Source organism: Kitasatospora sp. NPDC096128, from assembly GCF_040303105.1.
GTDB lineage: Bacteria > Actinomycetota > Actinomycetes > Streptomycetales > Streptomycetaceae > Kitasatospora.
Genome location: NZ_JBEOSP010000053.1, coordinates 1 through 21,655, shown reverse-complemented (window position 1 = coordinate 21,655; position 21,655 = coordinate 1). Strand labels below are relative to the sequence as shown.

Genomic DNA, 21,655 nt, shown 5'->3' with positions numbered 1-21,655 from the left:
TCGTTCCCGGACACGTTCTCGTGCTCGTTCTTGCACTCGTTCTTGTGCTCGTGTTCGTGTTCGTGCTCGTACTTTTCTCGGAGCGGCGGAGAGGGAGAGGAAGCGGATGAGGATGAGGGCGCGGGGCTCCGGGCGGGTCCGGGCGGTTGCCGCGGTGGTCGCGGTGGGACTGCTGGCGGTCGGGGTGGGCGGGTGCAGCCGGGGTCCCTCGGGGCGGGCCGGGACGGTCGGCGCCAGCGGGGTGTCCGGGCAGGCCCCGTCCGACGCGCCCGGCGTCGGCGCCGCCACGGCGAACGCCACCGCCACCCCGTTGGAGGCGCTGCCCGCCGCCGTACCCGCCGCGCTCGCGCCCTACTACGCGCAGCACCCGGAGTGGCAGCCGTGCGACGGCGGCTTCGAGTGCGCCACCTTCCGGGTCCCGCTGGACTACGAGCGCCCCGGCGACGGGGAGCTCATGCTCTCGGCCGCCCGCGCCGCCGCCGTACCCGGTGAGTCCGCCGGCGATCCCCGGGCGGGTTCGCTGCTGCTCAACCCGGGCGGCCCCGGCGGCTCGGCGATCGAGTACCTGGAGGCCGTCGCCGGGACGTACGACCGCACGGTCCGCGCCCGGTACGACCTGGTCGGCCTCGATCCGCGCGGGGTCGGCCGCAGCAATCCCGTCAGCTGCCTGAGCGGCGAACGGATGGACGCCTTCACCGCCGCCGACCTGGCCCCCGGCGACCAGCGGGCGATCGACGCCCTGGTCGCCGCCGACAAGGAGTTCGCCGAGGGCTGCCGCCGGCAGGCCGGCCCCGCGCTCGGCCACCTCAGCACCGTCGAGGCGGCCCGCGACATGGACGTGCTGCGCGCCCTGCTCGGCGACGAGCGGCTGAACTTCGTCGGAAAGTCGTACGGCACCTTCCTCGGCGCCACCTACGCCGGGCTGTTCCCCGGCCGGGTCGGGCGGGTGGTGCTGGACGGCGCGATGGACCCGGCGCTCGACTCGGTCGCCGGCAACCGCACCCAGGCGGGCGGCTTCGAGACCGCCTGGGCCGCCTTCGCCGAGGACTGCGCCAAGCGTGAGGACTGCCCGCTCGGCCGCACCCAACAGCAGGTCGGGGACCAGCTCACCGCCCTGCTCACGGCCGTCCACGCCCAGTCGCTGCCCAGCAGCGACAACGGGCGCCGACTCACCGGCTCCCAGGCCACCACCGGTGTCGTCCAAGCCATGTACGCGGAGTTCCTCTGGCCCAAGCTGCGCACCGCGCTCACCGACGCCAGGGCGGGCGACGGCAGCGGGCTGCTGAAGCTCTCCGACGCCTACTACGGACGCTCGGCGGACGGCTCGTACCCCAACCTGATGTTCGCCAACACGGCCGTCAACTGCCTCGACCTGCCCGCCCCGTTCCGCTCACCCGAGGACGTCCAGCGGGCCGTACCGGACTTCGAACGCGCCTCGCCCCACTTCGGGCGCGACATGGCCTGGATGGCCCTGACCTGCGCCTACTGGCCGGTGCGGGCCACCGGAGCGGCCCACACCATCCGCGCCGCGGGCGCCGCCCCGATCGTCGTCATCGGCACCACCCGCGACCCGGCCACCCCCTACGACTGGGCCCGCTCACTGGCCGGACAGCTGGAGTCCGGCCGCCTGCTCACCTACGACGGCGACGGCCACACCGCGTACGGTCGCCGCAGCACCTGCGTTGACGGCGCGGTCAACCGGTTCCTGCTCACCGGGGAGGCCCCGGAGCAGGGCAAGCGCTGCGACCGCTAGCGGCTCGCCGGCGGGCTCGCGCTCAGGCGGAGGAGACCGCCAGCTTCGCGGCGAAGCCCGCGAACAGGACGGCGACACCGCTGGTCAGGGTCGCGGACAGGCGCCGGCGGCGGCGGAAGGCGGTCGCCAGCGTGGTGCCGGCGAAGATCAGCAGCGAGAGGTACAGCATGCTGAAGGTCTGCAGGATCCCGCCCAGCAGCGCGAAGGAGAGCACGGGCTGCCCGTAGTGCGGGTCGACGAACTGGGTGAAGAACGACAGCAGGAACAGGATCGCCTTCGGGTTCAGCAGGCTGATCACCAGCGCCCGACGGAACGGCCGCTCGCCCGCCTCCGCCGACGCCGTCTCGGCCTCACCCGCCGGGCCGGTCTCGGCGGCCCGGCGCTCGCGCCACAGCTGGCGGGCCGCCCGCAGCATCCCGAACCCGATCCACAGCAGGTACGCGGCACCGCCGAACTTCACCACCGCGAACACCGCCGGGTTGGCCTTCAGCAGCGAGGCGGCCCCCAGCGAGGTCAGGCTGATCAGCGTGAGGTCTCCCACGAAGACGCCCGCCGCGGCCCGGTACCCGGTCCGGATGCCCTTGCGGGCGGCCACCGACAGCACGTACAGCGAGTTGGGGCCGGGCAGCAGGATGATGACGAGGGCGCCGAGGACGTACGTCGCCAGGTCGTTGACACCGAACACGGTGGCTCCGGGGGTGGGGAAGGGCCAGCAGGGGGGCGATCATCCTAACGTCGTACCGCTGATCGGTTGAAACGGAAACCATCCGCCCCGCCCGCCCCCACCGGCCACCCCACCACCCCGGCTACGGATCACCTGCGAACCTGTGTAGACTGACCCGCGTTGCCACCGCGTGTGGCAGCGGTGCCGCCTTAGCTCAGTTGGCCAGAGCAACGCACTCGTAATGCGTAGGTCGCGGGTTCGAATCCCGCAGGCGGCTCAGTAGGTGGAGGGCCCGGTCAGGTTTGCTGTCCGGGCCCTTCGGCGTTCATGGGGTGCGGCGGCGGGGTTTGGTGGGGGTGGGCTTGTTCTTCTCGAGCCACTGTGTGTGGCGCCAGGCCAGGGCGTCGCGGTGGGGGTACTTGTCCAGGCCGTCGAGGTGGGTCTTGATGATGCCGAGTTGGGCCAGCGTGGGGCCTTGGGGGCGGACGAGGATCTCTCGCGTGTCCGGGTGGATGGCGAAGAGGTCGGCATCGAACGCGCGGTGGAGTGCGGCGTTGAGGGGCAAGCCGTTGCGCGGGTCGGACGTGCCGTTCTTGGCGGAGGGGCGCAGGTGGGCGGCTTCGATCATCTCGGGGACCGCCAGGCCGGAGAGCGGGCAGGTCGGCCCGTAGCGCTGGAAGACCTCCAGCTTGAACTGTGCTTGGTCGGGTCGGGTCGGGACTTTTCCGGTGCGCTGTCCCCGACGGTTGCCCTCAAGTACGAACGGCTGCTCGTCCGAACGGTCCTGGGTGAGGAGCGCGGTCGGGGCTTCGGGACCGAACGTGACGTAGAACTGCCCGCTGCGGTCCTCCCAGCCGGCGACCCAACCGAGCTTGACCAACCGCCGGTTCCCGCGCTCCGAGATCAGGAAGATGGGGAGCCCGAGCTTGGCGGCGGTCTTGGTGGCCAGGATCTCGGTTTGGTCCTGCCCCGACCGCTTGGTGTCGGGGTAGCGGTAGAGGGCGCTCTCCTCGGTGACCGTGTCCGGGTAGTCCGTACCGGTGTGCTTCAGGGCCACACCGAGGCCGTTGTGGTGGATGTGCTTGGTCCGCGCCTTGTCGGTCCAGATTCCCTGCTGGCCACCGAAGGCACGCACTGACCGGACCTCGTACGAAGTGAGTAGCCCGTCGGCGTCGCTGCTGGCGAGGAGGTGCTTCCAGACGACCAGCCGCCAGCCGAGTTCCTCCTCGACGGTGGCCGGGCGTCCGTTCAGCACCGTGAAGCCGCTGGTGCGCAAGGCAGCGGCGGCGCGGATCTCACTGATGCTGGCCCCCGCCCGGGCCGGGTCGGTCGGCGGGGGCTGGAAGTCGTAGGCCGCACCGGCGATGGCCTTCGCGCTGTAGAGCCGGTCACCGTGCTGGAGGTGGTACTGGTCGCCCTCGCCGCCCTCGTAGCGGGTGTGGAAGGCCTTTGGGTCGACCTCGTCGTGCTCGGAGATCGCCTTCAGCACTGCTGAAGCGTCGGGCGGCTCGTGGGTGTCGGTCGACAACGTCCCTCCTCGGATCCGCAAGAAGCCTAGGCGCTGGCACTGACACGCGAGTCCGTTCCGATTCGCGGTTACTGGTCGAGGTAGGCGAGGACGGCGAGGACGCGGCGGTTGTCGGCGTCGGTGGGGAGGAGGTTGAGTTTGGTGAAGATGTTGCTGATGTGTTTGGCGACGGCCTTCTCGGTGATGAAGAGGCCCTGGGCGATGCCGGCGTTGGAGCGGCCCTGGGCGACCCATTCGAGGACTTCGCGTTCGCGGGTGGAGAGGGCGGCGACGGATTCGTCGCGTTCCTTGCGGATCAGGAGTTGGGAGATGACCTCGGGGTCCATGGCGGTGCCGCCGTCGGCGACGCGCTGGATGGAGTCGAGGAACTGGGAGCCGTTGGTGACGCGGTCCTTGAGCATGTAGCCGACGCCGCGGCCGCCGCTGGCGAGGAGTTCGCGGGCGTAGAGGGGTTCGACGTACTGGGAGAGGAGGAGGACCGGGAGGGTGGGCATGGTGCGGCGGGCGGTGAGGACGGCGCGCAGGCCCTCGTCGGTGAAGTTGGGGGGGAGCCGGACGTCGACGACGGCGACGTCCGGCTGGTGGTCGGTGAGGGCGCGGAGGAGGTCGGCGCCGTTGTCGACGGCGGCGGCGACCTCGTGGCCGTAGGCCTGGAGGAGGCGGATCAGGCCGTCCCTCAGGAGGAAGTGGTCTTCGGCGAGGACAATGCGCACGGGAGCTCCATGGTGACCATGGTGGGGCCGTTGACGGGGCTGCTGACCGCGAGGACGCCGTCGAAGGTGGCGAGCCGCCGCTCGATGCCGCGCAGGCCGGTACCGCGGGTGGCGTCCGCGCCGCCGCGGCCGGTGTCCGTGACCGTGACGCGCAGCATGCCGTGATCGTAGCGGATGTCGATCCAGGCGCGGTCGGCGTGGGAGTGCTTGGAGACGTTGGTGAGGATCTCCGAGATGGCGAAGTAGGCGGCGGACTCGACGGGCATCTCGGGGCGGCCGGGGAGGTCCACCGCGACCTCGGTGGGGACCGGGCAGACCATCGCCAACGCCCTTACCGCGTCGGCGAGTCCGCGGTCGGCGAGGACGGGCGGGTGGATGCCGCGGACCAGGTTGCGGATCTCCTCGAGGGCCTTGGAGGAGGACTCCCGGGCCTCGATCAGCAGAGCGCGGACGGCGTCCGGGTTGGTCTCCAGGAGGTGCTCGGCGGCGTCCAGGGTCATGCCCATCGCGACCAGGCGGGCCTGGGCGCCGTCGTGGAGGTCGCGTTCGATCCGGCGGATCTCGGCCATCTGGGTGTCCACCGCGGTGCTGCGGGTGGTGGTGAGGTGCTCGATCCGGCTGGCCATCAGCTCCTGCTCGCTCGGGGCGAGCATCGAGCGGGTGTAGCGGGCGTGCTTGCGCACGGCGCGGGGCGCGACCCAGAGGGCGAATGGGAGTTGGAGCAGGCCGAGGACGCCGGCCAGGACCGCGGTGGCCTGGCCGTCGATCGGGATGAACTGGTACCAGAGGCCGTCCCACTCGACGGACAGCGGGACGCCGAAGAAGGCCAGGAAGATGCCCCAGAAGCCGCTGAGCACCAGGGCGATCGGGCCGAAGGCGAGGAAGCCGCCGGCGATCGGGTCGGTGAGGACCCAGGCGAACTCCCGGCGGGTCTGCGGGTCGCTCATGATCCAGCGGTAGCGGGCGATCGCCCCGGAGGCGCCCTCCGGGGCGGGCGGCAGCGGTCCGGGCGGGCCGGGGATCCGGACGCCCGACCAGTCCTCGGCCAGGCCGCGCTGACGGGCCGCCAGGGAGCGGACGCGCTCCATCGACCGGGGGACCAGGCCGAGGCCGGGGCCGATCAGGGAGATCGCCGTGGTGAGTCCGAGGGACCGGCCGAAGGCGGCGACGGAGAGCCAGCAGAGGGTCAACGCGCGCCGTAGTCCGGTGAGTCCGGCGGAGGCGGAGAAGCCCCTGATCTCGACCGGTGCCGGGTCGGACCCGAGCTGCATCGTGCGGTCCATGGACACGCTCCTCTCTGGTGCCTGCGTGCGACCCGGCCGCGGTGGCCGGGGAGACCATTCTGGCGGCGGCGGGGGGCGGAAATCGGTAGTACTAACTCCCCTCTTGGGCAACGGGGACGGGGTCGGCGACGAAGAGGGAGAGGGTGTCGGCCACGCAGGCCGCGCGGGTCTCGCCCTCGATCTCCACGGTCATCCGCACCGCGGCCAGGTGGCCGGCCGGGGTCTCGCGGACGCTGGTGACCCGGGCGCCGCCGCGGACCCGGGCGCCGACCTTCACCGGGTGCGGGAAACGCACCTTGTCCAGGCCGAAGTTGACGCCCATCGTGACGTCCTTGATCTCGAAGATCGCGCGCATCATCGCGGGCAGCAGGCCGAGTGTCATGTAGCCGTGGACGATGGTGGTGCCGAACGGGCCGGTGGCCGCGCGCTCGGGGTCCACGTGGATCCACTGGAGGTCGCCGGTCGCGCCGGCGAACCGGTCGACGTTGTGCTGGGTGACGACCAGCCAGTCGCTGTAGCCGAGGTGCTCACCGGTCGCCTCGGCGAACTCGGCCAGGGTGGCAAAGGATCTCATGGGGTGATTGTCCGCCCACCGGGCTGACGCTCAACTGACGCTCCACTGACGGGAGAAGGGGAAAGAGGGAGAGGGGGAGAGGGGGAGAAGGGGAGAAGGGGAGAAGGGGAGGGGGAACGGCAAGGGCGCCCGCCCCGGGAGGGGCAGGCGCCCGGTGGTGGTGGCGCGGGGGTCAGCCGTAGCGCTTGAGCTCGTGGAAGAAGCCGGGCACGGTGTGCAGTCGGTCGGCGGACCGGACGTGGTCGTAGACGTGCTTGGCGACGGCCAGGTCGAGCACGCCGAGGCCGAACGGGGAGAAGACCACCGGGCGGTCGGCGGGCGGGGTGATCGCGCCGGTGAGCACGTCGTACAGCGTGCCGGCCACGAACTCCCGGTGGCCGACCTGCTGTTCGGCCAGGTGCGGGGAGGTGCCGGCCTTCAGGCAGTGGTCGATGTCGTCGACCGCGTTCCAGGAGTCGAGGACGATCCCGGGGGAGAGGTCGCGCAGCGAGATGTGCAGCACGAGCGGATGGTGGTCGAACCAGGAGGGGTCCGTCACGTGCGGTTCGCCGGCCACGGTGGCGAAGACGACCAGGTCGGCGGAGCGGACCAGGTCCTCGGGCTTCTCGTGGACGGTGACCGTCAACTCCTCGCCCTCGGACCGGCGCAGGTAGTCGGCGAAGCCCCGGGCGTGGTCCGCGGAGAGGTCGTGGACGCCGGCCTCGGTGAAGTCGAAGCCGTTGGCGGCGAGGTAGGTGTGGATGTAGCGGGCGATCAGGCCGACCCCGAAGAAGCCGACCCGGCGCGGGCGTTCGCCGCGGGCGTCGGCCAGCCGGGCGGCGGCGAGGGCGGCGGAGGCGGCGGTGCGCACCGCGCTGATGATCGAGCTCTCCAGGCAGGCGAACGGGTAGCCGGTCTCCGCGTCGTTGAGGATCAGGACGGCGGAGGCGCGCGGCAGGCCGGCCGCCACGTTCCCCGGGAAGCTGGAGATCCACTTGATGCCGTGCACGCCGGGATCGCCGGAGTCGCCCTCGCCGGAGGCCCGGAGCGAGGCCGGCAGGGCGATGATCCGGTCGGACGGGCGGTCCGGGAAGCGCAGGAAGTACGAGTCCGGGTTGACCGTCCGCCCCTCGCCGTGCAGCCGGTAGGCGGCCTCGACGGTGGCGATGACGTCTTGCTCGTGGCCGTGGAGGGCCTCGTGCACCTGGGCGCCGGAGACGACGGCGAAGGTCGGTGCACCGGGCGTGGCAGCACTGGTCATGGGAACACTGCTCCTGGTCGGGTGGGACGGGAGTGGGGTTTCAGCCGATCCGGGCGAGGCCCTTGGCGCTCTGCCGGGAGCGGCCGCGGGAGACCAGCAGCGGGTCCCAGCCGGGGCCGCGGTCGGGCAGCCTGGCCGGGTCGCCGAGCACCGTGCCGGCGACCAGTTCGGGCATCAGCGGCCGGTCGAGGATCTGCCCGGCGGCGACCACGCCGCCGGTGGCCACCGCGCCCAGGCCGCTGCCGAAACGGGTGCTCTGGCCGACCACGTACAGGCCCTCGACGTCGGTGCGCAGGTCGGGCCGCTGGCTGACGCTGCCCCAGCGGGCCATGCCGTACGGGGTGCCGCCGCTGCTGCGGATGTAGCGCTCGTGGCTGAGCGGGGTCGCCGTCTCGAGGTGGGTGATGCGCTCCCGGAAGGGGCCGATCACCTTCTCGGCGGTGGTCAGCATCAGTTCGGTGAACTGCTGCTTGCGCTCCTGGTATGCGGGGTTACGGCGGTAGGGCTCGCCGTCCGCCGGGCCGCCCCGCACGCCCCAGAAGTCGTAGCCGGGCGGGCAGAGGGTGAGCAGCTGGAAGTTGGTGTGGCCGGGCGGGCAGACCGCGGCCGAGCCCGGGTCCTTGTGGGAGGCGAAGGAGAACATCAGCTGGGGTATCGAGTCCAGCCTGCGCTCGCGTTCCCAGCGCTCGATCATGGCGGCGTGCGCGGCCTCCATGTCGTCGCTGCCGTGCCACCAGAGGTTGGCGTTGGGCAGGCCGGGCAGCTCGGTGTCGAGCGCGATGTAGACCGCGACCAGGGCGCCGCGCATGGTGGCCGTGCGGGTCCGGTCGACCAGGTCGGCGGGGAAGGCCCGCTCGCCGCCGCACAGGTCGAGCACGGTGCGGCGGTAGTCGGCGTTGGAGATCACCAAGGGGGCGGAGATCCGGCTGCCGTCGGCGAGTTCGACGCCGGTGGCGCGCCCCTCCTCGATCAGGATGCGGCGCACCTCGCAGCGGGTGCGCAGCTCGCCGCCGTACGACTCCAGGGCTTCGACGAAGGCGGCCACCAGGACCTGTCCGCCGCCCTCCGGGTAGTAGGCGCCGCGCAGGTAGTGGTCGAGCATGGCGGAGTGCTCGGCGAAGGTGATGCCGTCCGGCATGGTGGCGTAGTTGCCGGCCTGGGCGGCGAGCAGGGTGCGGGCCTTGGGGGAGACGCCGCAGTGGTCCAGGGCGTCGGCGAGGGTGCGGGCCCGGCGGGCCCAGCGCATGGTGTCCGGGGACTGGCGGAACAGGTCGACCATGGGGCGGCCGAGCAGGGCCTCCCGGGTGGCGCCGGCCACCGCTTCGGCGAGGTGGACGAAGCGGTCGATGCCCTCGGTCTCCTCGGGCAGCGCGTCGCACAGCCGGTCGCGGTAGGCCGTCCAGCCGGCCGGCACGTCCAGCGTGGCGGTGGGGGTGATGATCCGGTCGAAGCCCTGCTCGTTGTCCATCGGGCGGAAGGAGACCCGGTCGCGGACGCCGAGGCCGGACAGGATCGCGGGGAGGATGCCGTCGGGCCCGCAGTCGCCGACGTAGTGGGTGCCCACGTCGAACTCGTACTTGCGCCGGCGCCGGAAGACGTGGGCGTTGCCGCCCGCCACGTCGTGCTGTTCGAGGACCAGCACGCGGCGTCCGTCGGCGGCCAGGTACGCCGCGCTGACCAGCCCGCCGAGGCCGCTGCCGACCACGATCGCGTCGTAGTGGTCCTCGTAGTGGTCGTCGTGGTGGTCTCTGCCGCCGCCGGCCGTCGGACCCTGTACTTCCCGCATTCCCGCCCCCGTTCGTCGGACCATCAGAACGTGCCGCCGCCGTGGATCTCGAAGACCGACCCGCTGATGTACGCCGCCTGGTCGGACAGCAGGAAGGAGACCAGGTCGGCCACCTCCTCCGGCTTGCCGGCCCGCCCGAGCGCGACGTTCCCCAGCATCCGCTCCATCGCGGCCGCGGACATGTCGCCGACCATGTCGGTCGCGATCAGGCCCGGGGCGACCACGTTGGCCCGCACGCCGCGCGGGCCGCACTCCTTGGCCAGGGACTTGGTGAAGCCGATGATCCCCGCCTTCGAGGCGGCGTAGTTGGCCTGGCCGACGTTGCCGTAGATCCCCGATACGGAGGACAGGTTGACGATCACTCCACTGCGGCGCTTGCTCATCGCGAAGGCGGCGGCGCGGCACACGTGGTAGACCCCGTCGAGGTTGGTGCGCAGCACCTGGGCCCAGTCGGTTTCGGGCATCAGGATGACCGGACGGTCCCGGGTGATGCCGGCCGAGGTGACCGCGGCGTCCACCGGGCCGAGCTCGCGCTCGGTGCGGGCGAACCAGTCGTGGACCTCGGCGGAGTCGGACACGTCGCAGCGGGTGGCGGTGATCCGGGTGCCGGACTCCCCGACCTCCTTGACCAGCCGGTCGGCGGCGTCGGCGTCGGAGCGGTAGCAGAAGGCGACGTCGTAGCCGTCCCGGGCGAGCCGCTGCACGATCGCCCGGCCGATGCCCCGGGAGCCGCCGCTGACCAGGGCGATCATGCGGTGGCTCCGTTCAGGGCGGGGGCGGTCGGCGTCGAGGAGGGGGCCGGGGCCAGCAGCCGCAGCACCGCGCAGCCCACCGCGCCGTCCCGGTCGACGGCGGTGACCAGGGCGATCCGGCCCGCCGCGGCCGGCTCGGCCTCGGCGACGCTGAGCAGCGCCTGGATCTGGAAGGTGGCGGCGGCCGCGCTGGTGTCGCCGAGCAGGGCCATGGACGGCACGGCGGTGAGCGCCGGGGCGGGCAGCAGCGCGGCCAGTGCCGCCTGCTCGGCCCGGCCGGCCGCGGTGGGCGCGGCGCTGGGCACGGCGGCCCACACCTCCTCGGCGGTGGCACCGGCCCGGGCGAGGGCGCGGTGGACGCAGGCGGTGACGGCGGCGCCGGGGTCGTCGTCGATGTCGACCCGGGTCTCGATCGCCAGGACGGCTGCCAGCGGCGGGCGTTGGGCGGTGCCGGCCGGCTCGACCACGAACAGGCCGCAGCCCTCCCCGAGCAGCGGCGCCGGGTCGCCGGGGGCGACGGCGGCGTGCTCGATCCAGGCGTGCGCGGTGGAGAACTCCTCGGCCGAGCCCACCAGGTACTTGGTCGCCCGGCCCTGGCCCAGCAGCCGGCGCGCGTAGTTGAGCGCCAGCAGGCCGCTGACCCGGCCGCCCGCGACGGTGGTGTTGGGGCCGGTGAGCTCGTGCCGGATCGCGGTGGCGCCGGCGGCGTGGTTGAGGCTGCCGAAGGGGATGCGGCCGGCGTCGACGTGGAAGGGCAGTGCGTTGGTGTACGACTGCTTCAGGAAGTTGGTGACGTTCTCCAGGCTGCCCATCGAGATGCCGAGGACCACGCCGGTGAACTCGTCGGTGGCGACCACCCGGTTGCCGTCGGCGTCCTTCAGCAGGCCGTCGGAGGCGACCAGGGTGAGCGCGGTGAGCCGGTCCATCTTGGCGGTGCCGGTGGGGCCGAGCAGGCCCTTGATGTCGAAGCCGGGCACCAGGCAGACCTCGGGCGAGGGCAGCGGGCCGTACGCCTCGGCCGGCTCGGCGGCGGTGCGGGCGCCGGCCCGCAGGCCGTCCGCGAAGGCGCGGCTGGTCAGGCCGTACGGCGAGACGGCCGACCAGCCGGTGATGACGAGGGTCTCCGGCGGCAGGGCCGTCGGGGCGGTGGCGGTGGTCATCAGCGGTCTCGCTCTCCGTACGTGCCCAGGATCAGGATGGCGTTGTTGCCGGCGAAGGCGGAGGAGTTGTTCTCCACGATCCGGACCTCGGCGTCGATCGCCTGGTTGGGGACGACGTCCAGCGGGCAGTCCGGGTCGGTCTCCCGGTGGTTGATGGTCGGCGGGATGAACTGCTCCTCGATGGCGATGCTGCAGGCGATCGCGGCGAGCGCGCTGGCGGCGCCCATCGAGTGGCCGAGCATGGACTTCACGGCGACGGTGCGCGGCGGGGTGTCGCCGTAGACGTCGAGGATCGCGGCCGACTCCGTCCGGTCGTTGGCCTTGGTGCCGGTGCCGTGTGCGGAGATGAAGTCGATCTCGTCGCGTTCGACCCCGGCGTCGGCCAGGGCGAGCCGGATGCCGCGGGCGATGCCGTCCCGGTTGGGGGCGGTGGCGTGGGCGGCGTCGCAGCTGAGGCCGTAGCCGAGCACCTCGGCGTGGATCCGGGCGCCGCGGGAGAGCGCGGACTCCAGGCTCTCCAGGACGAGGATGCCTGCGCCCTCGCCGGTCAGGATGCCCTGGCGGTCGCGGTCGAACGGACGGACCACGTCCGGGGTGAGCGCGCCGAAGCGCTTGAACAGGGCGAAGGCCTTGCGGCAGACCGCGTCGGTGCCGCCGCACAGCGCGATGTCGACGTCGCCGGAGCGGATCGCGTCCAGCCCGTAGCCGATCGAGTAGTTGCCGGCCGCGCAGGCGGTGGTGATGGTGGTCGGCTCGACGTTCGGCATCCGCAGTTCGCGGGCGATCACGGTGCTCAGCCGGCCGGCGTTGATCCGGCGGGACAGCACCGGGTCGATCGCCTTCGGGTCCCCGGCGGCCAGCTCCTGCTCGACCAGCAGCCCGATGTCGTGCGACTCGCCGTCGGTGGTGCCGACGCTGATCACGGCCTGGCGCTCGCCGAGGTCCTCCTCGGTCAGTCCGGCGTCGTCCACCGCCATCCGGGCCGCCGCGACGGCGAACTGCCCGGCCCGGCCCATGTCCTGGAGCGGGACCCGGTGGATCCAGCGCTCCGGCTCGAAGTCCGGGACCTCGCAGGCGACGTTCTGGCCGAAGCCCTCGGTGTCGAAGCGGGTGATCGGCCGCGCGCCGGAGCGGCCCGCGCGCAGCCCCGCGGTGTACTCCTCGATGCCCGTGCCGATGCTGGAGATCGCCCCGAGACCGGTGAGGACGACCCGGCGGCGCCCGGCCGGCGTACCGGACCGGGGGGCCGCTGGTGACTGTGCGGTGGAGTCCATGGGACCTCTCCTAGAGCGGTGTGAGCGGGAGGGGTGCGGAACGGGTGGTGGCCGGGTCGGCCGACCGGGGCGGGCGGCCGGTTACCAGCCGGCCGCGGCCGCCGTCACCTCGTAGGTGGTGGTCACGTTCACCATCTTCGGCAGCTCGTTCATGTCGATGACGATGGAGTACTCCATCTCCAGCGCGCTCAGCACATCGATCAGCTTGAGCGAGTCCGCGCCCAACTCGTCGACGAACAAAGCGGTGTCGGTGAACTCCGTGTGCACGTCGATGTTCTCGGCGATGATTTCGCGGATACGGGTAAGGCGCTCCGGCACAACCGTCGTCATCTCGTTTCCTCCGTTTTCCAGACGCCCGGAAATCTGCTGCTGGCCAGAAAACTAATCAGCGCCGATGACGGGTCGATGACGTCCAACTGACTGTTCACTGACGGCAGTCGGGGGAGGCCAACGGGCCTGGTGGGAGCGGGTCCGGGGGCATGGGAACAGCCGCCCGCCGCACCTGGTGGACGGGGGATCCACGGGTGCGGCGGGCGGCTGTCGGCGGGGGCGGTTCTGCGGGGATCGTGAATTCCCCGGTGGGACGGGCGCGTTCAGTCGGCGTGTTCAGCCGGGGCGTTCAGCCGGGGCGTTCAGTCCTGCCGTTGCAGGCTGAGCGGGCGCAGGTCGGTCCAGTTGGCCTCGATGTGGGCGACGGCGCTCGCCCGGTCGGTGGCCTCCAGTGCCACCGACCAGCCGGACGGGACGGCGGCGAAGGACGGCCAGAGGGAGTGCTGGCCCTCCTCGTTGACGAGGACGAGGAAGGTGCCGTCTTCGCGGTCGAAGGGGTTCGCCATGGTGGTTCGCTCCTGTGGCTGGTTCGGCTGGTTCGGCTGGTTCGGCTGGTTCGGCTGGTTCGGCTGGTTCGGCTGGTTCGGCTGGTTCGGCTGGTTCGGTGGTTGGTTCGGCTGGTTCGGTCGGCTCGGCCGGGTCACGGGTGGTCGGGCGTTTCGAGAGCGGCGAGCGCCGCTTCGAGGACGGCGCCGATCGCGGCGGCCGGGCCGGGGCGCAGCAGCTGCTGGTGGCCGGCGTCCACGTCGTGCGGGCGGACGGCCGAACCGACGTACGGCTCCCAGCTCTTGAGCTTGAGGGCGCGCTCCTCCGGGGTGGGGCGGCGGTCGCCGCCGGTGGCCACGAAGAGGGTCATCGGGCAGTCGTCCAGGCGGTGCGGGGTGAAGCGCTGGAACAGCTCCAGATTGTTGCGCATGACGGCCAACAGGCGCTCCAGCAGGGCGGGTCCGAGGCCGGCCAGCGGGCCGGGGGTGCCGGCGAGGTGGGCGGCGACGGTCCGGGGGGTGAGCGGGGCGGTGCCGTCCAGGGCGGGCGGCTCGGCGCCGGCCTCGGCCAGGAAGTCGGCGAGGAACTCGGCGTCGCTCGGCCGGGCGCCGCGGGCGTCGTCGGGGTAGGCGTCCAGGTTGGCCAGCAGGGCCACCGGCTCACCGGCGGCGCGCAGCCGGACGGCCATCTCGTGGGCGACCACCCCGCCGTAGGACCAGCCGAGCAGGTGGTACGGGCCGTGCGGCTGGATCGCCCGGATCCGGGCCAGGTACTCCTCGGCGACCTGGCCGAGATCGGTGGGCAGCGGGCCGTCGTCGGACAGGCCGCGGGCCTGGAGACCGTACACCGGGCGGGACGGGTCGAGGTGCTCGGCGAGGGCGGCGAAGGGCAGCGCGAAGCCGAGGCCGCCGTGCACGCAGAACAGCGGGGCGCGGCTGCCGGTGGGGCGGATCGGCAGCACGGGGGCGAGCGGGTCGAGGGTGAGCGGGTCGGGAGTGTGGGGGCTGGTGCTGGGAGGGGCGGTGGCGGCCAGGGTTTCCAGGGTGCGGTGCTCGAAAACCGCGCCGAGGGTGAGCGGGAGGCCGGACCGGGCGGCCGCGTTGACCAGCCGGATGGCCTTGAGGCTGTCCCCGCCGAGCGCGAAGAAGGAGTCGTCCGGACCGACCCGGGGCAGGCCCAGCACCTCCTGGACGGCCGCGCACAGCACGCGTTCGGCGGACGTCCGGGGGGCCCGGGTCGAGGCGGGGGCGGCGGCCGGTTCGGGCAGCGTGCGGACGTCCAGCTTGCCGTTGGCGTTCAGCGGCAGCTCGGGCAGCACGGCGTAGGCCTCCGGGACGAGGTGCCCGGGCAGCGAGCGGGCCAGGTGGCGCCGCAGTTCGGCCGCTCCGGGCGCCGGGCGGCCCTCGGCGGGCACCAGGTAGGCGACCAGCCGGCGCTGGCCGGCGGCGTCGGCGGGGGCCAGTACGGCGGCCCGGGCGACGGCCGGGTGCGCGGCCAACAGGCCCTCGATCTCGCCGAGTTCGACCCGGAAACCGCGGATCTTGACCTGCTGGTCGGCGCGGGCGACGTACTCGATCCGGCCGTGCCGGTCCCAGCGGACCAGGTCGCCGGTGCGGTACATCCGGGCGCCGCCCGCCTCGAAGGGGCAGGCGACGAAGCGCTCGGCGGTCAGCGCGGGCCGGCCCAGGTAGCCGCGGGCCAGGCCCGGACCGGACAGGTACAGCTCGCCGACCACCCCGCGCGGCACCGGGTTCAGCGCCTCGTCCAGGACGTACGCGCCGGTGTCGCCGATCGGCAGGCCGATCGGGACGGTGCCGTCGGCGCGGCCGAGGTCCTGGCCGGTGGCGAAGGTGGTGGTCTCGGTGGGGCCGTAGACGTGCAGGACGGTGGTGTCGGGCAGGGCTGCCCGCAGCCGGTCCAGGTGGTCCCGGGAGTGCGCCTCGCCGCCGGTGAGCAGGGCGCGCAGTGGGGCCAGGGCGCGCGGGCGGGTGTCGGCGAGGGTGTTGACCAGCTGGGTGGTGAGGAAGGCGACCGTCACCCCGGCCCGGGCCAGGAAGTCCTCCAGGGCCTGCGGATCGGCGGGGCCGGGCGGCTGGACGGCCAGCCGGGCGCCGTGGGCGAGCGGGCCCCAGATCTCGAAGGTGGAGGCGTCGAAGGCGACCGGCGCGAAGTACAGGAAGGTGTCCGCGGCGGTCGGGGCGAGCTCCGGCAGGCCCAGCACCAGGCGGGCGGCGGCGCGGTGGGTGACCGCGACGCCCTTGGGGAGGCCGGTGGAGCCGGAGGTGTGGATGACGTACAGCAGGTCGTCGGGGCGGATGGTGACCGCGGGGGCGGTGGCGGGCCGGTCGGCGAGGTCGGCCTCCGTCCCGGGGTCGTCCAGGACCAGCGGACGGACGTCCGGGGGCAGGTCGAAGTCCGCCAGCGAGCGCTGGGTGACCAGCAGCCGTACGCCGCTGTCGGCGAGTATGCCGTGGACCCGCTCGGCGGGGTGGGACGGGTCGATCGGCAGGTAGGCGGCGCCGGTGCGGGCGATCGCCAGCAGGGTGCGCACCACCGCCGGGCCGCGCTCCAGGCGCAGCGCGACCGGCGTGCCGCGGCCGGCGCCGCGCTCGGTCAGCAGCCGGGCGAGGCGGTTGGCCTCGGCGTCGAGTTCGGCGTAGCTGGTGTGGCGGAGCCCGTCCGGCCCGGCGTGGACCAGGGCGACCGCTTGCGGGGTGGCGGCGATCCGGCGCTCGACCAGGGCGGTGAGGGTGGTGGGCGGTCCGGTCTCGCCGAGCCGGCGGGTGCCGAGGGCGAGCAGCTCGGCGGCCTCCTCGGGGGAGGCCAGTGACGGCCGGGAGAGCGGGGCGCCGGGGTCGGCGAGGGCGGCGGCGAGCAGCCGCAGGTAGGCCTGGGTGATCCGGCGGGCGGTGGCGGGGGTGAAGAGGTCGAGGCGGTGTTCGAGGGTGAGGGTGAGGGCGGGCGGGCCTTCGGGGTGCTCGGGGGCTGCGGTGGTTTCGGCGGTCTCGGTGAACTGGAAGAAGAGGTCCCACTTGGCGGTGTGGATCGGGACGGGCTGCTCGGAGACGGTGAGTTCCGGATCGGCGTCGGAGGCGGAGGCGTGACGGTGGGCGGCGGTGAGCCGGTGGTGGCCGATCATCACCTGGAACAGCGGGTGCCGGGCCAGTGAGCGTTCGGGGTTGAGCACCTCGACCAGCCGTTCGAAGGGCAGGTCCTGGTGCTGGTGCGCGGTCAGGTCGGACTCCCGTACCCGCTCGGCGAGTTCGCGGAAGGACGGGTCGCCGGACGTGTCCGTGCGCAGCACCAGGGTGTTGACGAACATGCCGACCAGCTCGTCGAGTCGGTCGTCGGTGCGCCCGGCGATCGGGCTGCCGAGCGGGATGTCGGTGCCTGCGCCGAGCCGGGTGAGCAGGGCGGCGAGGGCGGTGCGCAGCAGCATGAAGGGGCTGGCCGACCAGGCGGTGGCGGTGCGGCGCAGCTGCTCGACGAGCTGCGGCGGCACGGTGGCGCGGTGGGCCGCCCCGCGGTGGTCGGTCCGGGTGCTGCGGGGGTGGTCGAAGGGCAGCGCGAGCTCGGCCGGGAGGTCGCGCAACCGTTCCGTCCAGTAGCGGAGTTGGCGGGAGAGCTCGCTGTCCGGGTCGCTCTCGGTGCCGAGCCGTCCGTGCTGCCAGAGCGTGTGGTCGGCGTACTGGACGGGCAGCGGCGGGAGTTCGGCGGGTCGGCCGTCGCGGCGGGCCCGGTAGCAGGCGGTGAGGTCGCGGGTGAGCGGGGCGAGCGACCAGCCGTCGGCGGCGATGTGGTGCAGCACCAGGGAGAGCACGTGCTGCTCCGGCCCGAGGACGAAGAGCCTTGCTCGGATGGGGAGTTCGCGCTCCAGGTCGAAGCCGGTGGCGGCCTCGGCGGCGAGTGCGGCGGGCAGGCCGTCCTCGGTGCTGCGGCTCACCGGGAGCGGGAGGACGGCCTCGGCAGGGGCGAGCACCCGCTGTTCGGCCACCGGCGCGCCCGCGGAGGTGTGGCGGGGGAAGACGGTCCGCAGCGACTCGTGCCGGGCCAGGACGTCCTGGAGGGCGGCGGCCAGGGCGGAGGTGTCCAGCGGGCCGGAGAGCCGGACGGCCAGCGGGATGTGGTAGAGCCCGCCGGGGGCGCCCAGTTGTTCGACGAACCAGAGCCGCTGCTGGGCGGGGGAGAGCGGCAGCACGGCCGGGCGGGGCCCGGCGGTGAGCGGTGGGCGGTGCGGGGCGGCGGTGCCGCCGGGGCGGGCACTGCTCAGCCGGGCGGCGAGCCGGGCCGGGGTGGGGGCCTCGAAGAGGTCCCTGACCTGGAGTTCGGCGCCGAGCTCCGTCCGGGCCCGGTTGACGATCCGGGTGGCGAGCAGCGAGTGGCCGCCGAGGGCGAAGAACTCGTCGTCGGCGCCGACCTCGGGCAGGCCGAGCACCTCGGCGAAGACCGCGCAGAGCAGCTGCTCCTCGCGGCCGCGCGGGGCGCGGGCGGTGGTGGCGTACGCGGGGGCGGGCAGGGCGCGGCGGTCGAGCTTGCCGTTGCCGGTCAGTGGCAGCGCGGGGAGGGTGACCACGGCGGCCGGGACCATGTGCTCGGGCAGCCGTTCGGCGGCGAACGCCCTTACCTCCTGGGCGAGTTCTGGGCTCTCGGGCGCGGTCGGGACGACGTAGGCGACCAGGCGCTGGTCGCCGGGCCGGTCCTCGCGGGCCAGTACGGTGGCCTCGGCGACCAGCGGGTGCCGGCCGAGGACGGTCGCGATCTCGCCCAACTCGATCCGGAAGCCGCGCAGTTGGACCTGGTCGTCGATCCGGCCCAGGTACTCCAGGGTGCCGTCCGGCCGCCACCGGGCGAGGTCGCCGGTGCGGTACATCCGGGCGCCGCCCGTCTCGAAGGGGCAGGCGACGAAGCGTTCGGCGGTCAGCGCGGGCCGGTTGAGGTAGCCGCGGGCGAGGCCTGGGCCGGACACGTACAGCTCGCCGGGCACCCCGGGCGGGACCGGCCGCAGGGCGCCGTCCAGCAGGTGGGTCCGCAGGTCGGGGAGGGCGCGGCCGATCGCGCTGCCGCCCCCGGCGACAGCCGGTGCGGCGGTCAGGTCGTGCCGGGTGACGTGCACGGTGGTCTCGGTGATGCCGTACATGTTGACCAGCCGCGGCGCGTCCTCGGGGTGCCGGGTGTACCAGTCCGTGAGCCCGCCCTGGTCCAGCGCCTCGCCTCCGAACACCACTGTGCGCAGGGCGAGTTCGCGCGGTCGCTCGGCGTCGGCGCGGCTCAGCTGCTGGAAGGCGGACGGGGTCTGGTTGAGGACGGTCACCCGCTCGGCGGCGAGCAGGTCGAGGAAGGCGTCGGGGGAGCGCGACACGTCGTACGGGACGACGACCAGCCGACCGCCGTACAGCAGGGCGCCCCACAGCTCCCAGACCGTGAAGTCGAAGGCGATCGAGTGGAACAGCGTCCAGACGTCCTGCGGTCCGAAGCCGAAGTGCCGCTCGGTGCTGTCCAGCAGCCGGACCACGTTGCGGTGCGGGACCACCACGCCCTTGGGGCGGCCGGTGGAGCCTGAGGTGAAGATGACGTACGCCGGGTGCTCGGGCCGCAGGGCGGGCGCGGGTACGGGCGCGGTGGCGGGGGCAGCGGCGAGGGCGGCGGCGGTCTCCGGGGTGTCGAGCTCGATCCTCGGGAGCCCGCTGCCGGGCAGTAGGCCGCTGGCGGTGACCAGCAGCCGGGGCCGGGCGTCGGCCAGGGCGTGGCCGGTCCGCTCGGCCGGGTGGGCGGGCTCCAGCGGCAGGTAGGCGGCGCCCGCCTTGAGCACCGCGAGGACGGCGACGACCAGCTCGGCGCCGCGCGGCAGGGCGACGGCGACGAAGGACTCCGGGCCGGCGCCGCGCGCGACCAGCAGGTGGGCCAGCCGGTCGGCGCGCTGGTCCAGTTCGCGGTAGCTGAGCTCGGCGTCCGGGGCGGTGACCGCGATGGCCTCCGGGGTGCGGGCGGCCTGCTCGGCGAACAGCTCCGGGATGGTGGTGTGCCGGGGCTGTGGGGCGACTTCGCTGGGCCCGGGGGGCTGGACGGCCGCTTCGGGCGCGCCCAGGTGGGCGAGCAGGGTGTGCGGGTCCTCGGCGACCTGCTCCAGGATGCGCACCAGCCGGTCGAGCAGCCCGTCCGCCCGGGCCGCGTCGAAGGCCGGGGCGCGGTGGCCGAGTTGGAGGTCCAGGCGCTCGCCGGGGAAGACGCTGAGGCTCAGCGGGTAGTGGGTGGCGGAGAGGATCCGGGCCGAGCTGACCGTGCCGCCGGACTCCCGGTACAGCGCGGCCTCGTCCATCGGGAAGCTCTGGAAGGCGAGCACCGTGTCGAACAGCTCGCCGCGCACCCCGGAGGCGGCCTGTACCTCGGCCAGTGGCAGGTGCTCGTGCGGCATCATCGCCAGCTGCTGCGCGGCCAGCGCCGCGAACAGCTCGCTCGCCCGGCGGTCCGGACGCAGGTCGGCGCGCACCGGGAGGGTGTTGGCGAACAGCCCGATCATCGACTCGACCCCCGGCACCTCGGCCGGACGGCCGGAGGTGACCGAGCCGAAGACCACGTCCTGGCGGCCGGTGAGCCCGCCGAGCAGCAGCGCCCAGCAGCCCTGAAGGACGGTGTTCAGGGTGAGGCCCTGGCCGCGGGCCCAGTCGGACAGCGCCGCGGTGGGCCGCTCGTCCAGCAACCGCCGGGTGGTGGAGGGGAGTTCGGGCGAGGCGCCGGTCGACGGCAGTACCCGGACCGGTCCGTCCAGGTCGGCCAGCAGCTCCGCCCAGGCGGTGCGGGCGGCGGCCTGGTCCCGGCCGTTCAGCCAGCCCAGGAAGGACCGGTACGGCGCGGGTGCGGGCAGCGCGGCGGCCGTGGCCGGGTCGCCCAGTAGGCCCAACTCCCTTACGGCGAGCGGGAAGGACCAGCCGTCCAGGACGATGTGGTGCACCGACCAGAGGAAGCGGTGGCGGCCCTCGCCGAGCCGGATCAGGGTGAAGCGCATCAGCGGCGGCCGGGCCGGGTCGAAGCGGCGCAGCCGGTCCTCGCGGGTGAGCCGGCCGGCCTCGGCCTCGCGTTCGGCCTCCGGGAGGTGGGTGAGGTCCAGCAGCTGCCACGGGGGCTCGGTGTCCTTGAGTACGACCTGGACGGGTTCGCCGGTCTTGCGGTGGCGGAAGCAGGCGCGCAGGTTGGGGTGGCGCTGCAGCAGGGCGGCGGTGGCGGTGCGCAGGCGTGCGGCGAGCTGTTCGCCGTCGGCCGCGCCCGGGCCGTCCAGTTCGGCGACCAGCTGGAGGGTGTACAGGTCGGGCGCGGCCTGGTCGTAGGAGGAGAGGAACAGCAGGCCCTGCTGGAGCGGGGAGAGGGGCAGGACCTCGCTGATCTTCCCCCCGGTGGCGGCTGCGGTGGCGGTGGCCGGGGTGGTGGCGGCCGGGGCGGTGGCGGTGGCCGTCACCGGGGCGGTGGTGGTCGCCGTGGGGCCGCTCGGTCCGGGGCCGGTGGTTCCGGGGCCGGTCGTCACGACAGCTCCTCGTTCAACTCGAATTCCAGATCGGCCAGTTCTTCGTCGGACAGCTCGACCAGGCCGCCCTCCCCGGGCTCCGCCGGGGCGGCTTCGGCGGCCGCGGCCTCGGTGCCGGTCTCCTCGGCCAGTCGGGCGAGGGCGGCGGCGGTCTTGTGGGTGAAGACGTCCCGGGTGGTGAGGGTGAGCCCGGCCTTGCGGGCGCGGCTGACCACCTGGATGGAGCGGATGCTGTCGCCGCCGAGGGTGAAGAAGTCCTCGTCGATGCCGACGGCGGAGGCCCCGAGGACCTCGGCGAGGATGTCGCAGAGGATCCGCTCGTGCTCGGTGCGCGGGCCCCGGCGGTCGGCCTGCTCGGTGGGGGCGGGCTGGGGGAGGGCCTTGCGGTCGAGCTTGCCGTTGGGGGTGAGCGGCATGGCGTCCAGGACCAGCCAGGAGGCCGGGACCATGTAGTCGGGCAGCAGGTCGGCCAGCTGGTCGCGGATCCGCTCGGGGTCCACCCCCGGGCCGGTGAGGTAGCCGACCAGTCGGGGGTTGCCGGAGGCGTCGGGCAGGACGGTGACGGCGGCGTCGGTGACCGGGGTGAGGGTGCGGAT

At 73.6% G+C, this 21,655-nt stretch carries 15 protein-coding genes and 1 tRNA gene; 2 read left to right on the top strand and 14 right to left on the bottom strand.

Translation table 11 applies throughout. The features are described 5' to 3' along the window. Positions 1 to 106 precede the first annotated feature (106 nt). Positions 107 to 1,753 carry an alpha/beta hydrolase gene (locus tag ABTY61_RS36400; RefSeq protein WP_502895491.1) on the top strand — a complete coding sequence of 549 codons (1,647 nt, stop codon included), beginning with the start codon at positions 107 to 109 and terminating at the stop codon, positions 1,751 to 1,753. A 22-nt stretch (positions 1,754 to 1,775) separates the two neighbouring features. On the opposite strand, the gene leuE is transcribed toward ABTY61_RS36400, so the two are convergent. Beyond that, positions 1,776 to 2,438 (bottom strand): leucine efflux protein LeuE, encoded by a 663-nt coding sequence (leuE, locus tag ABTY61_RS36395; RefSeq protein WP_350509468.1) that lies wholly within the window; start codon positions 2,436 to 2,438, stop codon positions 1,776 to 1,778. Positions 2,439 to 2,620: 182 nt separating this feature from the next. On the opposite strand from leuE, the gene ABTY61_RS36390 reads away from it, so the two are divergent. After that, positions 2,621 to 2,694, top strand: a tRNA-Thr gene (locus ABTY61_RS36390). A 48-nt stretch (positions 2,695 to 2,742) separates the two neighbouring features. Here the strand turns inward: ABTY61_RS36390 and ABTY61_RS36385 are convergent. The 13 genes from ABTY61_RS36385 to ABTY61_RS36325 all read right to left on the bottom strand — a co-directional run. Next, on the bottom strand, positions 2,743 to 3,945 hold the full coding sequence (locus tag ABTY61_RS36385) for an HNH endonuclease (RefSeq protein ID WP_350509467.1): 1,203 nt from the start codon (positions 3,943 to 3,945) through the stop codon (positions 2,743 to 2,745). A 68-nt stretch (positions 3,946 to 4,013) separates the two neighbouring features. After that, positions 4,014 to 4,658 carry a LuxR C-terminal-related transcriptional regulator gene (locus tag ABTY61_RS36380; protein WP_350509466.1) on the bottom strand — a complete coding sequence of 215 codons (645 nt, stop codon included), beginning with the start codon at positions 4,656 to 4,658 and terminating at the stop codon, positions 4,014 to 4,016. Further along, on the bottom strand, positions 4,622 to 5,941 hold the full coding sequence (locus ABTY61_RS36375; protein WP_350509465.1) for a sensor histidine kinase: 1,320 nt from the start codon (positions 5,939 to 5,941) through the stop codon (positions 4,622 to 4,624). Before ABTY61_RS36375 ends, ABTY61_RS36380 begins: the two co-directional genes overlap by 37 nt. 91 nt (positions 5,942 to 6,032) lie before the next feature. Beyond that, positions 6,033 to 6,515 carry a MaoC family dehydratase gene (locus ABTY61_RS36370; RefSeq protein ID WP_350509464.1) on the bottom strand — a complete coding sequence of 161 codons (483 nt, stop codon included), beginning with the start codon at positions 6,513 to 6,515 and terminating at the stop codon, positions 6,033 to 6,035. A 172-nt stretch (positions 6,516 to 6,687) separates the two neighbouring features. Beyond that, a complete protein-coding gene (gene sbnB, locus ABTY61_RS36365) occupies positions 6,688 to 7,755 on the bottom strand; it encodes a 2,3-diaminopropionate biosynthesis protein SbnB (RefSeq protein WP_350509463.1) in 1,068 nt (355 codons plus the stop codon). A 40-nt stretch (positions 7,756 to 7,795) separates the two neighbouring features. Next, the gene (locus ABTY61_RS36360) at positions 7,796 to 9,541 is read right to left on the bottom strand and encodes a phytoene desaturase family protein (protein ID WP_350509462.1); all 1,746 of its coding nucleotides are present in this window, start codon (positions 9,539 to 9,541) and stop codon (positions 7,796 to 7,798) included. A 23-nt stretch (positions 9,542 to 9,564) separates the two neighbouring features. After that, complete coding sequence (gene fabG, locus ABTY61_RS36355; RefSeq protein WP_350509461.1) at positions 9,565 to 10,293, bottom strand: 3-oxoacyl-ACP reductase FabG; 729 nt, start codon at positions 10,291 to 10,293, stop codon at positions 9,565 to 9,567. Then, entirely contained in the window at positions 10,290 to 11,453 is a 1,164-nt protein-coding gene (locus tag ABTY61_RS36350; protein WP_350509460.1) for a beta-ketoacyl synthase N-terminal-like domain-containing protein, read from the bottom strand. Before ABTY61_RS36350 ends, fabG begins: the two co-directional genes overlap by 4 nt. Next, entirely contained in the window at positions 11,453 to 12,727 is a 1,275-nt protein-coding gene (locus tag ABTY61_RS36345) for a beta-ketoacyl-[acyl-carrier-protein] synthase family protein (RefSeq protein WP_350509459.1), read from the bottom strand. The genes ABTY61_RS36350 and ABTY61_RS36345 overlap by 1 nt, the downstream gene beginning before the upstream one ends. Before the next feature lie 81 nt (positions 12,728 to 12,808). Next, positions 12,809 to 13,057, bottom strand: coding sequence for an acyl carrier protein (locus tag ABTY61_RS36340; RefSeq protein WP_350509458.1), 249 nt, complete (start codon positions 13,055 to 13,057; stop codon positions 12,809 to 12,811). Between the two features lie 302 nt (positions 13,058 to 13,359). Continuing rightward, the gene (locus ABTY61_RS36335; protein ID WP_350509457.1) at positions 13,360 to 13,563 is read right to left on the bottom strand and encodes an MbtH family protein; all 204 of its coding nucleotides are present in this window, start codon (positions 13,561 to 13,563) and stop codon (positions 13,360 to 13,362) included. Positions 13,564 to 13,697: 134 nt separating this feature from the next. Next, positions 13,698 to 21,059: a non-ribosomal peptide synthetase gene (locus tag ABTY61_RS36330; protein WP_350509456.1), complete on the bottom strand. Its 7,362-nt coding sequence runs from the start codon at positions 21,057 to 21,059 to the stop codon at positions 13,698 to 13,700. After that, the coding region (locus tag ABTY61_RS36325; RefSeq protein ID WP_350509455.1) for a phosphopantetheine-binding protein at positions 21,056 to 21,655 on the bottom strand (600 nt) is incomplete at its 5' end. The genes ABTY61_RS36330 and ABTY61_RS36325, both read right to left, overlap by 4 nt.